Here is a 12,511-nt window from a genome sequence, read left to right on the forward strand (position 1 = left end):
CCGGGGGGCGGGGTGCCGGGGGCTCCGGGTGCCCCGGGCGGCGCGGGGTGGCTGGGGGTATTGGAGGCGCTGGGCTGGTTGGGCCGACCCGAGGCGCTAGGCGCGCCGGACTGGCCCGGAGCGCCGGGCGGGGCCGGGTAGTTGGAACCGGCGGCACCGGGTGCGGCGGGCTGACCCGGGACGTTAGGTCCGGCGGCACCGGGCGCGCCGGGCTGCCCCTGGGCGGCCCCCGGAGCACCGGACCGGCCCGGAGCGCCGGACGCGACCGGGTAGTTGGAACCGGCGGCGCCCGGCGCACCGGACGGCATGCCCGCCGGGGCGGGCCGGCCGGGGGGCGCGGGTGGCGTGGGGCCGGCTGACGGCTGGTTCGGCGACGGGCTCGGGTGCCCGGCCTGTCCCGGCGCGGCCGGGTACGGCGGGGCTTCCGGGGCTCCGGGGCCTGCGAACACCGTGGGAGGGTGCGCCGGCCCGGCCGGCGGTTGGGGGGCGCCCGCGGCCGGTCCGCCTGGTCCGCCCGGCCCACTCGGAGCGCCTGCGGGCGGCGGCGTCCCGCCCGCCGCAGAACCGGAAGCACCCGGCGCGGCCGGCGGCTGCGGCCCGGGACCGGCAGGCGTGCCGGGAACGCCCGGCGCGGCCGACGGGCGGGGCGGAGCGGCACCCGCCGCACCCGCGCCCGGGCCACCGGCCTCGGCGTCGGGCGAGGCGACCAGTTGCGTCGGCACGTACCCACCCGCCGGAGCACCCGGCGCACCGGGCCCTGACGCGGGCGCGGGCGCGGAACCCGAAGAAGGCTGCGCCGGCGCGACCGCCGTCGGCGGCAGCGAGCCACCCCTGCTCAGCAGCTCCGTCTTGGCCTCGGGCCGCACCCCGGACGGCGGGGTGTCGTCGCCGTCCGTACCGCTGAGCGGCGGCGCGAAGACCGTGGCGGGAGGGGCGACGGAACGGTCGTCGCCGTCGCCGCGACCCGCGTTGGTGTCGGCCCCGGCCCACGGAGTGGCCCCGGCGGACGCGGGCGACGCGGCGGGCGGTACCGGGCCGGGGGCGTCGCCGGAACCGGAACCGGCGGGTTCGTCCATCGGCACGGACGAAGCAGGCGCGGGCCACGCGTCCGGCCCGCCCGGCGCCACAGGCGCAGCCGCAGCGGCACCAGCCCCAGCCCCACCGGCAGCCGCCGCACCCGAAGAAGCCGAAGAACCCGAAGAAGCCGAACGCTCCGGCGCAGGCGAAGAAGCCGCGCCCGCCGACCCAGCCGACCCCGCCGCACCCGCAGGCCGCCGGTCCGGAATCCCGATCTCGTCCGCGGCCTGCTGCAGCCACTCCGGCGGAGTCAGCAGAAACGATGTGACCTCAAGGTCGACGCGCTTCGGCGGCCCCGCTTCGGCCGGTTCCGGTGCCGGAGCGGCCCCGTACTCCTCCTCGTACCGCCGGATCACCTCGCCCACCGGCAGCCCCGGCCACAGCGTCGTCTCGCCGCTGTCCCGCGCGATCACCAGCCGGGCGCTGCCGCCGTCCACCGCCGGGCCGTCCTCACGGTCCTCGGCCCAGGCGACGAAGCCCAGGTCGAACTCGCGTACCCGCACCTCGCGGTGCTGGTACGCCGGCACATCGCCGTTGACCCAGCCCTCCGCGCGCTCCTGCGCCTGCGCGAACGTCACCATCGCGCTCACCCCTCCACCGGGACGGCGGACGCGAAGCCACCGTCCACCATCAGGTTCGCCACGGTCTCCAGCTCCGGCGGGCCGCCCGCCAGCCGCAGCAGGAAGGCGTCGAAGTCCTCACCGCAGGGCAGCAGCAGCCGCTCGACGCGCTCCTGGACCGACCAGCCGTCCCGGTCCCGCGCGTCGTCGTACGCGCAGAACCACACCGAGCCGATGGCATCGCCTTTCACCTTCACGGCCAGTACACCGCCCTGCATGAAGCCGACGCCCAGGTAGTCCTTGGTGAAGTGGTCGCGCAGACACTTGTTGATGTAGACGAGGTCATTGACCGCCGCCTCGCCGCGCACCGTGAAGAACGGCTGGTCCACCAGGAGCCCCAGCTCCGGATCGAGCGCCGCGCCGACCGGCGCGCAGCCGCCCGCCGCCTTCAGGAACGAACGGTAGGCGCCCGGCAGCCGGTACCCCAGGTCCTCCTCGACGCCCAGCACGTCGTCCTCCGCCACCGCGAGATCCCGCTGCGGCAGCGCGAAGTGCACCGGCCGGGTCTCCTGCAACGGCCGCGTACCGCGCTTGGCGTGATCGACGGCGGCCGTCGCCAGCCCCCCGTGGTGCCGCAGCAGCGCCTTGACCTCGACCGGGATCAGCTCCAGCCGGCGCGTGCCCACCACGTGGTGCCAGGTCCAGCCGTGCGGCGTCGCGACGGACGGCAGGCTGGCCCACAGTTCGTGGCCGGCCGCGTGCAGGGCGGCGTTCGCGGACACGTAGTCGGTGAGCCGCAGCTCGTCCACGCCGAACCCCTCCGGCGGCTCCGCGATCTCGGCGGCGGCCCGCGCGTACGGCGAGAAGTCCGGGAAACCGTCCCGGTCCACCCATACGCCCTTGGGGTGGCGCGCGGCCCGGACCGGGTCCGGGAAGTGCACGACCTGCCCGGCATAGGCCGTGTTCGGTGGCGCGGCCTGCTGCCCGAGCCGACCTGTCGTCATGGCGGATGCCCCCTGCTGCGTATGGGTGTTGCGGACAGCCTAAGCGCTGCCCGGACTGGGCCCCCGCCCCCGTCGTACGCCCGCCGTACGCCCGCCGAGCACGGCCTTGAGCGGCGACGACCCGCATCCGCCGCCCGCCCGGCCCCGGACCCTCCGGCCTGTACGCGCCGTACGCCCGGCCCCGGTCTCCCCGGCCCGTACGCCCCGTGCGCCCGTACGGCCCGTGCGCCCGGCCGCTACGCCCGCGCCCCCCGGCTCGTACGATCCCGGCTCCCCCAGCCCGTACGATTCCGGCGCACCCGGTCCGTACGGTCGCGACCCCGGCTCGTACGGTCTCGACCTCGGCTCGGGACGTACTGGCGGACCCCACCCGGCGCCTCCGCGTCCAGAACGTCCAGAACGTCCAGAACGCCGCAGCCGCGCGCGTACACCGCAGCCTCCCGCGACGCCCGCGGAAAAGCCGCAGCCTCCCGCGTCACCCGCGGAAAATCTGTACGCAGGCGCGAACGACGGCGACAGACCCGCCACCAGCGTCCCATCCACCCCATCCATCACGACGACCCGTTACCTCACGGTGACCGCCCGCCACACAACTCGCGCACAACGCACACCTGACTTCCGCACCCGGCATCCCATTTGGCAATCTGATCCCCGCAACAGGGGGATTGCACGGGAGGGAAGAGCACCACATGCACACGACGCAAGATCGCGGCTCCGACGCCGCGCCCCCGCCGGGCGACCCCCGGCTGAGCTGGAGCGCCACCGACGACTCGGTACAGGCGCCCCCGCTGCTGCACCGCCGCGACGGCATCCTGCCCGCCGTCGCCGCCGCGCTCTCCGTCCGCGGCAAGACCCTCACCTGCACCGCGGGCAGAGGAGAACAGCCGCCCACGCTCCACCCCCTGGTGCAGGACTACCTCGACACCCTCACCAGCGCGCAGCGCGAACGCTTCACCGGCCGCTGCCCGGAGGCCGTACTCCTCTCCCGTTTCCTGACCGGCGCCGAAGCGGGCCGCAGCAAACGCGCATCCCGCAAACCCTTCTCCCAGGGCGAGGCCCGCCGCGCCCTCAAGCACGCCCGCCTCACCGCGCGCCACATCCGGGAGGACGGCGACCCCCGGCACGGCAGCTACGCCGCGCCCTGCCGCTCCTGCGACGCGCTCCTCGCCCACTTCGGCGTACGGGCCATCGACCTCGCCGCCCCCACCCACGACAACGGCAGGGGCTGAACCCCGACATGACGGACATGCGCGCCTTCGACCGCACCGCCGCCACCCGCTTCCCCGCCGCCGTCGACGCCGCCCTCCGCGAAGCCGGCTGGCAGCCCGGCCGCTGGGACATCAAACAGGCCGAACAGTGGGCCGACGCCCTCCGCGCCCACGTCTCCCCCGCCGGACACCGGCACTCCGTCTTCCCCGCCGCCGTCGAGGCCTGGGCCGAATTCGGCGGCCTGCACATCGCCGCCGCCGGCCAGGGCCGGCAGATCGCCCCGACCCCCTTCCACATCGACCCCCTGCACGGCCTCCACCTCGCCCGCACCCTCGCCGACCTCGGCCGCGCCCTGGGCGTCGAGGTCAGCCCCCTCGGCCAGGAACCGCACACCCAGGCGCTCCTCGCCGTCGACGCCGAAGGCCGCGTCTACAGCCTCGACCACACCGGCGACTGGTACCTCGGCAGCGACATCGACCACGCCATCGGCACCCTCCTCAGCGGCGCCCAGCCCGCCCGCCTCAGCCGCGCCTGACACGACGGCAGGCGGGGGGGCGGAAGGAGCGGGGGAACGGGGGAACGGGGGAACGGGGGCGGCTCGGGGGCAAGGCTCACGCGGTGAGGTCGAGGCCCGCGCGGGCAGGGGGGGCTCTCGCGGCCAGGAGGGGGCTCGCGCGGGCAGGACGAGCGCCCTCAGCCCGCCCACCGCCCCGTCGTGAACGCGACCACCATCAACGCCATCAACGGCCCCGCCACACACACATACGCGTCCTTCACCCACCGCCACCGCAGGCTGCACAACGCCAGCCCGATCCACAGCGGCCACCACAGCAACGTCGCGCGCGGCACGGACACGTACCAGTACGACGTTCCCAACGCCCAGAGGCTCAGCGCCATATAGGCCGTCTCCGACCAGCGCCGCCGCCACGCCAGTACGCCCAGCAGCACCACCCCCAGCACCATCGCGACCAGCTCCGCCTGGAACATCACCGCGAACCCTGTGGACTGCACATGGCCGAACGCCGCCACCCAGGTGTTGTGCCACGCCTCCCACGGCGCGTGGAACTCACGGTTCCAGCCGCGCTCCTCCGCGTGCTTCCACGCCATCAGGTCGCCCGTACGCGCGTAGAGATAGCCGAAATAGCCGACGACGGGAACCGCGGGCAGCGCCAGCCAGGGCAGGGACCGCAGCCGTTCCCGCAGCCCACCGCTCCCCAGGAAGAACTCCACCACCAGCGCCGCCAGCAGGAACAGACCGCTTATCCGGGTGACCGTCGCCCCCATCGCCAGCAGCGACGCCAACGGCCACCGCCCCCGCTTCGCCGCCAGCCAGGCAGGCAGCGCGAACGCCAGGAAGATCGCCTCCGTATAGCCCGCCGCCAGGAACACCGCACACGGCGACAGCAGCAGGAAAAGCGCGGCCCGCCGCCCCACGTCCGGGCCCCCCTCCGCGGCCGGGAGCCCGGCCGACGCCCCGGCCGCCACGCCGCCGCTCCCCCCGCGACGGCTCAGATACAGCCGCGCGATACGGGCCAGCGCCACCACCGCGACCGCCCCCGCCACGAACGAGATCAACAGCCCCGAGAACGTCCACCCCATGCCCAGCGAATGCAGCAGCCGCACCAGCATCGGAAAACCCGGGAAGAACGCCTCCCGGTTATCCGGCTGCGCACTCCCCGCCGCCCCCTGCCCGGTGAAATAGCCGAACTCCGCTATTCGCTTGAAATGCCCCCAGTCCCACCGGTCCCAGCGGGAAACCCACGGAGTCGGCTGCTTCGCCGACGGATCACCGGGAAATATCCACGCCGCGCCGTACACGACGATCCAGACACCGATCCGGCTCAGCGCGTAGACGCGCAGCACCGACCAGTCCGCCGGAGCCAGCCGGCGCCACGGACGACGCCAGGACCCGGCCCCGGACTCAGGCGGACCAGCGGGCCGCAGCGCCTCCAACGACGGTGCAGTGACCATGGGTGAACTACTCCTGACGCGGCGCCCGAAGGGCGCGGAAACCACCCGGCGGAAGACCACCGCCGAGGTACGGACAAAGAACATAAGGACACAAGTGCGAACGAAGGAAACGGGCAAGGGCGAGAACAGGACCCACGAAGAGCCGATGGCCGAAACCCGGACTACGGCGGCTCGCCGTCAGGAGAAGCGCCGCCCAAGGAATCAGCCGAGGAATCGATCGACGAATCAGTCGAGTAATCAGTGGAGGAATCGGCGGAGGACGAGCCGAGGCCCGCCCGCCCACCGGACGCGTCGGACGTCGAAGTCGACGTTGATGTGGATGTGGATGTGGATGTTGATGTCGAGCTGCGCGTGGAGGACGGCGAATACGAGGGCGGATACGACGGACTCGACGACCCCGCGGACCCGTCCGGCGGCCCCGTCTCGCCCCTGCCCCCACGATCCGTGGACGACGGCACCGGCACCCCCGACGGCACCCCGGCAGGCGACGTACCACCGTCCCCGCCCCCGCCGGCCCGCGACAACACCGCGGCCAGCGTCCCGCTCCCCCCGCCCACGACCAGACACGCCACCGCCGCGAACGCCGCCAGCCGACGCTGCCGCAACCGCCGGCCGCGCGCCGCCACCACCGCCGCCGGCACCGGCGTCGCACCGCTCTGCCCGGCGGCCGCCAGCCCCTTCAGCCCGGCCGCCAACCCGTCGAAACCAACAGCCCCAGCAGGACCAGAAGACCCAGCAGGACCAGTCGCACCGCGCCGGTCGGAACCGTCAGACACCGGGAGCCTCCTCGGAGTACGAATCGCGCAACCGCCCGGCGAGCGCCGCCCGACCCCGCGACAGATGGGTCTTGACCGTCCCGCCGGACAGCCCCGTCTCGGCGGCGATCTGCTCGACGGACAGATCACACACGTAGTGCAGCGTCACGGTCCGGCGCTGCTGCGGCGACAGCCCCCGCAGGGCCTCCACCAGCTCCACCGAACCCGTATCCGGCCCCGCCACCTCCGGCGGCCCCCCATGCCGCCGCCAGGCGTCCTCCGCCCGCCGCAGCCCACGCCACCGGCTCACCGCGAGCCGCCACGCGACCTTCCGGATCCACGCCTCCGGAGCCCCGTCCCGAGCCAACTGCCGCCGCCGGCTCCACCCCCGGACGAACGCCTCCTGCACCACGTCCTGAGCCTCGTGCAGATCGCCGAGCATGACGTAGAGCTGACCCGTGAGCCGTCTGACCGCGTGCTCGTAGAACTCCTCGAACTCCTCGACGGTCAAACCGGGCTCCAAATCCGTTCGGTCTCACACCCCATACGCACGAGACCCAGCCGCCGGTTGACAGCCGACGACAGAAATTCACGAAACCCGCGACGCGCCCACAGCACGAGAAGTACGGGAACCACGGCACAGACCGGCAGGCCCCACGCCCACGACGCGGCACCCGCAGCCACGGCCACAGCCACAGCCACAGCCACGACGAAAACCCGCGGCCCCCGACCCCGCCACGCTCACGACGAAGCGCCCGGGATCACCGCCGACACCCGGAAACCGCCCGCGTCCGTCGGCCCCGACACGAACACCCCGCCCAGCGCCGACACCCGCTCCCGCATGCCGACCAGCCCATTGCCCCCGCTCGGCAGCCGCACATCCGCACCCCCGTCCGACGGCCCGTTCTCCACCTGCAACGCGACCTCCGCCTCCCGACGCGCCAGCCGCACCCAGGTCTTCGCCCCCGACGCGTGCTTGTGCACATTGGTCAGCGCCTCCTGGACCACCCGGTACGCCGTCTGCTCCACCGACGCCGCGTACGACCGCTCCTCCCCCTCCGCCAACAGCTCCACGACCATCCCGGCCGCCCGCGACTGCCCGACCAGATCCTCCAGGTCAGCGAGGCCCGGACCCTCGCCCCCCTCGGCCGTAACCAACGTCACACCCGGCGCGGCCCCGGCCGGCGCCTCCACCGCGCCCTCCGCCGGACCGCCCGAAGCCGCCGCCATCGCAGCCGCCAACCGAACCGGCTCAGCGGCCGACGGTCTCTCCGCCACCTGCCCCTCAGGCGTCCGCCGCAACACCCCGAGCATCTCCCGCAACTCGGTCAGCGCCTGCCGCCCCATATCCCCCACCAGAGCCGCGTTCCGCGACGCCTTCTCCGGATCCTTCACCGCGACCGCCTGCAACGCCGCCGCATGCACCACCATCAACGACACCCGATGCGCCACCACATCGTGCATCTCCCGAGCGATCCGCGTCCGCTCCTCACTACGCGCCCACTCCGCCCGCTCCTCCGCACGATCGGCCAACAGCGACAACTCCCGCTCCAGCCCATCCGCACGCTCCCGCAGACTCTCCACCAACCGCCGCCGCGCCCCGACATACATCCCCAGCAACACCGGCGGACCCGCCAGCCCCAACGCCACCAGCACCGAGATCGCCACGATCAGCCACGCGCCCGGCGTATAACCGTCCTGCGCCATGTCCCGGTCAAACCGCACGAAGACCACGACCAGCGTCCCCAGCACGGACATCCCCGCCAGCACCGCGATGATCCGACGCGGCACATCCGACGCGGCGAGCGTATAAAGCCCCACCACGCCCAACAGAAAACCCATCTGCGCGGGCGTCACAGCGATCGACACCAACACCGCCGCCACCGGCCACCGCCGACGCACCAGCATCACCGACCCCGCCAGCACGCCCGCCAGCACGCCGAGCAACACCGGCAGCGCGGCCTCGTCCGCGAAACGAGCCCCCTCCCCCACGCACTCCAGCACCGACGCCAGAGCCAGGCAGACATCCAGCACCAGAGACCGGCGCCGCGCCCACCACCACGGCCCCGTCGGCGCGCCTCGCACGCCCATTCCTGCGGCTTCCCCCGTTGTGGTCATGCCTTCCAGCGTAAAGGGGGGCGCCACCGGTTATCCGTTGCCTGCGACAGCACGCGACGGGCTCGAACGCACACGAAAAGCACCGCATTCATCCGAACTATTGAATCGACCACGTTTTCGACACCTCTGTCCACACGAACGACAAGGCTGCCGCCATGACCGATGTACGACGCCGAGAAGGCGACGGAGTGGGCGGCCTCCGCCACGGCACGGCCTCCTTCGACCAACTGCGCGAAGCGGCCCTCACCCTCCGCAAGGAAGGTCTCAGCCGCCGGCAGATACGCGACCGCCTCAAGGTCGGCAACAACGACCTCCTCAACCGCCTCCTCGAAGGCGAACCCCCGCCGGAGTGGACCAAGCGCCCCAACGCCAAGGACGACCTCCGCGCCACCGCCCGCGAACTGCGCACCCGCGGCCTCACCTACGACCAGATCCAACTCGAACTCGGCTGCTCGAAGAGCTCCATCTCCCTCTGGGTCCGCGACCTCCCCAAGCCGCCTCCCCGCACCAAGGAAGAAGCCTCGGCGATCGCCCGCCGAGGCTGGGAGGCGACACTGGCCCGGCGGGAGGCGGAGCGGCAGGAGGTCAAGCTGGACGCCTCTCGCGAGATCGGCACCCTGAGCGACCAAGAACTGCTCGTCGCCGGAGTGGTCCTCTACTGGGCCGAGGGCACGAAGGACAAAGCTCACGCGCGGCGCGAACTGGTCCAGTTCATCAACAGTGATCCGGACGTCATCCGGCTGTTCCTCCGCTGGCTCGCACTACTGGGCGTCGAGCCGGACCGGCTCCGTTGCCACGTCTCAATCCACGAGTCAGCCGACATCCCGTCGGCGGAGCGGTACTGGGCCGAGCTAGCAGGCCTCTCCCCAGAGGCTCTGGGTAAAACCGTGATCAAGAAGCACAACCCCAAGACCGTCCGGAAGAACGTGGGCGAGGCCTATCGAGGCTGCCTGGTGGTCCGTGTGCGGCAAAGCGCCGACCTATACCGTCGCATCGAGGGCTGGTGGTACGGCATAGTATTGGGGGCCGGGTCGACAGCCTGACGCAATGTCCGATTTCGACCCTTATGGTCCCCTGTGGTGTAATTGGTAGCACTGTGGCTTTTGGTGCCATCTGTCCGGGTTCGAGTCCTGGCAGGGGAGCAAGCTGAGTTCGGGTCCTGACCCCCAGGTCAGGACCCTTCCTCGTTTCAGGTCACATACGCACCGGTATCCTTCGGTTGTCCACCACCCGAAGCCGAAGGGCACACCCGTGAGCGCCAACCGCCCGGCAGCCGTCGTCGTCCTCGCAGCGGGTGAGGGCACCCGCATGAAGTCGGCTACCCCCAAGGTCCTGCACGCGATCTGCGGTCGATCTCTCGTCGGACATGTCGCCGCCGCCTCCCGTGAGCTGGATCCCGAGCACCTTGTCGTGGTGGTCGGCCATGCCCGCGAGGAGGTCTCCGCGCATCTCGCCGAGATCGATCCCGCCGTCCACACCGCCGTGCAGCACGAGCAGAACGGCACCGGCCATGCCGTGCGCATCGGACTGGAGACGCTGAGCGACGGGGGTGTCGCGCTCGACGGCACGGTCGTCGTGGTCTGCGGCGACACTCCGCTGCTGACCGGTGCGACGCTGCGGCAGCTCGCCGAGACGCACGCCGCCGACCGCAACGCCGTGACCGTGCTGTCCGCCGAGGTCCCGGACTCGACCGGGTACGGGCGGATCGTGCGCGACGGGGCGAGCGGCGCGGTGACCGCGATCGTGGAGCACAAGGACGCCACGGAGGCGCAGCGGGCGATCAAGGAGATCAATTCCGGGGTCTTCGCGTTCGACGCGCAGTTGCTGACGGACGCGCTGGGCAAGGTGCGTACGGACAACAGTCAGGGTGAGGAGTACCTGACGGATGTGCTCGGCATTCTGCGGGAGGCGGGGCACCGGGTGGGTGCGTCGGTGGCCGGTGATCACCGGGAGATTCTGGGGATCAACAACCGGGTGCAGTTGGCGGAGGCGCGGCGGTTGCTGAACGAGCGGTTGCTGCGTGAGGCGATGCTGGCCGGTGTGACGGTCGTGGATCCGGCGACGACGTGGGTCGATGTGTCGGTGGAGTTCGAGCCGGACGCTTTGGTTCATCCGGGTACGCAGTTGCTGGGTTCGACGCGGTTGGCGGCCGGTTGTGAGGTGGGGCCGAATTCGCGGTTGAAGGACACGTCGGTGGGTGCGGGCGCGGTGGTGACGAACACGGTGTCGGATGGCGCGGTGATCGGTGCGGGGGCGAGTGTGGGTCCGTACGCGTATCTGCGGCCGGGTACGCGGCTGGGTGTGAAGTCGAAGGCCGGTACGTATGTGGAGATGAAGAATGCCGTGATCGGTGAGGGCACGAAGGTGCCGCATCTGTCGTATGTGGGGGACGCGACGATCGGTGAGTTCACCAATATCGGTGCGGCGAGCGTGTTCGTGAATTACGACGGGCAGGCGAAGCATCACACGACGGTGGGGGCTCATTGCCGTACCGGTTCGGACAACATGTTTGTGGCGCCTGTCACGATCGGGGACGGGGCTTACACGGCGGCGGGGTCGGTCATCACGAAGGATGTGCCGCCGGGTTCGTTGGCGGTGGCCCGGGGCCAGCAAAGGAATATCGAGGGTTGGGTGGCTCGTAAGCGCCCGGGGAGCGCCGCCGCGCAGGCTGCTTCTGTGGCTCGTTCGGAGCCTGAGTCCGAGTAGTGACCGCGAAGGGGTGCGTCGTGCGGGGCGTACCGTGATAGGCGCGCAGAATGTGCCCACCATTCCATTGAGCTGGCAAGGAGACCGTGCTGTGACCGGGATCAAGACGACGGGCGAGAAGAAGTTGATGCTCTTCTCCGGCCGCGCCCACCCCGAGCTTGCGGAGGAGGTCGCTCATCAGCTGGGGGCGCACCTGGTCCCGTCGAAGGCTTTCGACTTCGCCAATGGCGAGATCTACGTCCGTTTTCAGGAGTCGGCGCGTGGCGCTGATTGCTTTGTGATGCAGAGCCATACGGCTCCGATCAATAAGTGGATCATGGAGCAGTTGATCATGGTCGACGCTCTGAAGCGGGCTTCCGCGGAGAGCATCACCGTGATTCTGCCGTTCTACGGCTATGCCCGGCAGGACAAGAAGCACCGTGGCCGTGAGCCGATCTCGGCGCGGCTGATCGCGGATCTGCTGAAGACGGCGGGCGCGGACCGCATCGTGACGGTCGACCTGCACACGGACCAGATCGTGGGCTTCTTCGACGGGCCGGTGGACCACCTGTTCGCGCTGCCGGTGCTGGCGGATTACGTGGGCGCGAAGGTGGACCGTTCGAAGCTGACGATCGTGTCGCCGGACGCCGGCCGGGTGCGGGTGGCGGACCGGTGGTGCGACCGGCTGGGCGCGCCGCTGGCGATCGTGCACAAGCGGCGGGACAAGGACGTGGCCAATCAGGTCACGGTGCATGAGGTCGTCGGTGATGTGAAGGGCCGGGTCTGTGTCCTGGTCGATGACATGATCGACACGGGCGGCACGATCTGTGCGGCGGCGGACGCGCTGTTCGCGAATGGTGCGGAGGACGTCATCGTGACGGCCACGCATGGGGTGCTGTCGGGTCCGGCGGCGGATCGGCTGAAGAATTCGAAGGTGAGCGAGTTCGTCTTCACGAATACCCTGCCGACCCCGAGTGAGCTGGAGCTCGACAAGATCACGGTGCTGTCGATGGCGCCGACGATCGCGCGGGCGGTGCGTGAGGTGTTCGAGGACGGTTCGGTGACGAGCCTCTTCGAGGAGCACGCGTGAGAATGCCGGTCCGGCATGCGGCCTGATCGGTCCTGCTGATCG

At 71.6% G+C, this 12,511-nt stretch carries 9 protein-coding genes and 1 tRNA gene; 6 read left to right on the top strand and 4 right to left on the bottom strand.

Features of this window, described 5'->3' with window-relative positions; all coding sequences use genetic code 11:
- Positions 1–1,663 precede the first annotated feature (1,663 nt).
- Positions 1,664–2,641 carry an HNH endonuclease gene (locus tag IF55_RS31250; RefSeq protein ID WP_030888387.1) on the bottom strand — a complete coding sequence of 326 codons (978 nt, stop codon included), beginning with the start codon at positions 2,639–2,641 and terminating at the stop codon, positions 1,664–1,666.
- Positions 2,642–3,330: 689 nt separating this feature from the next.
- Between IF55_RS31250 and IF55_RS31255 the strand changes: the two genes are divergently transcribed.
- Together IF55_RS31255 and IF55_RS31260 are read left to right on the top strand one after the other, a co-directional pair.
- A complete protein-coding gene (locus IF55_RS31255) occupies positions 3,331–3,870 on the top strand; it encodes a YwqJ-related putative deaminase (protein WP_030888390.1) in 540 nt (179 codons plus the stop codon).
- Positions 3,871–3,887: 17 nt separating this feature from the next.
- Positions 3,888–4,385, top strand: coding sequence for an SUKH-3 domain-containing protein (locus IF55_RS31260; protein WP_030888394.1), 498 nt, complete (start codon positions 3,888–3,890; stop codon positions 4,383–4,385).
- Between the two features lie 158 nt (positions 4,386–4,543).
- Here the strand turns inward: IF55_RS31260 and IF55_RS31265 are convergent, their stop codons facing one another.
- The 3 genes from IF55_RS31265 to IF55_RS31280 form a co-directional block, all read right to left on the bottom strand.
- A complete protein-coding gene (locus tag IF55_RS31265) occupies positions 4,544–5,821 on the bottom strand; it encodes a glycosyltransferase family protein (RefSeq protein ID WP_245661545.1) in 1,278 nt (425 codons plus the stop codon).
- Positions 5,822–6,589: 768 nt separating this feature from the next.
- On the bottom strand, positions 6,590–7,087 hold the full coding sequence (locus tag IF55_RS31275) for a SigE family RNA polymerase sigma factor (RefSeq protein ID WP_030888404.1): 498 nt from the start codon (positions 7,085–7,087) through the stop codon (positions 6,590–6,592).
- 230 nt (positions 7,088–7,317) lie between these two features.
- On the bottom strand, positions 7,318–8,694 hold the full coding sequence (locus tag IF55_RS31280) for a sensor histidine kinase (RefSeq protein ID WP_030888406.1): 1,377 nt from the start codon (positions 8,692–8,694) through the stop codon (positions 7,318–7,320).
- Between the two features lie 155 nt (positions 8,695–8,849).
- Here IF55_RS31280 and IF55_RS31285 point away from each other — a divergent pair, with 155 nt between their 5' ends.
- The 4 genes from IF55_RS31285 to IF55_RS31300 all read left to right on the top strand — a co-directional run bounded on the left by IF55_RS31285 (position 8,850) and on the right by IF55_RS31300 (position 12,469).
- Positions 8,850–9,737, top strand: coding sequence for a hypothetical protein (locus tag IF55_RS31285; RefSeq protein ID WP_211270064.1), 888 nt, complete (start codon positions 8,850–8,852; stop codon positions 9,735–9,737).
- Between the two features lie 27 nt (positions 9,738–9,764).
- Positions 9,765–9,836 (top strand) — tRNA-Gln (locus tag IF55_RS31290).
- A 109-nt stretch (positions 9,837–9,945) separates the two neighbouring features.
- A complete protein-coding gene (gene glmU / locus IF55_RS31295) occupies positions 9,946–11,400 on the top strand; it encodes a bifunctional UDP-N-acetylglucosamine diphosphorylase/glucosamine-1-phosphate N-acetyltransferase GlmU (protein ID WP_030888412.1) in 1,455 nt (484 codons plus the stop codon).
- A gap of 91 nt (positions 11,401–11,491) precedes the next feature.
- The gene (locus IF55_RS31300; protein ID WP_030888415.1) at positions 11,492–12,469 is read left to right on the top strand and encodes a ribose-phosphate diphosphokinase; all 978 of its coding nucleotides are present in this window, start codon (positions 11,492–11,494) and stop codon (positions 12,467–12,469) included.
- Positions 12,470–12,511 lie beyond the last annotated feature (42 nt).

Origin of the sequence: Streptomyces varsoviensis (assembly GCF_000718635.1) — a bacterium.
Lineage (GTDB): Bacteria > Actinomycetota > Actinomycetes > Streptomycetales > Streptomycetaceae > Streptomyces > Streptomyces varsoviensis.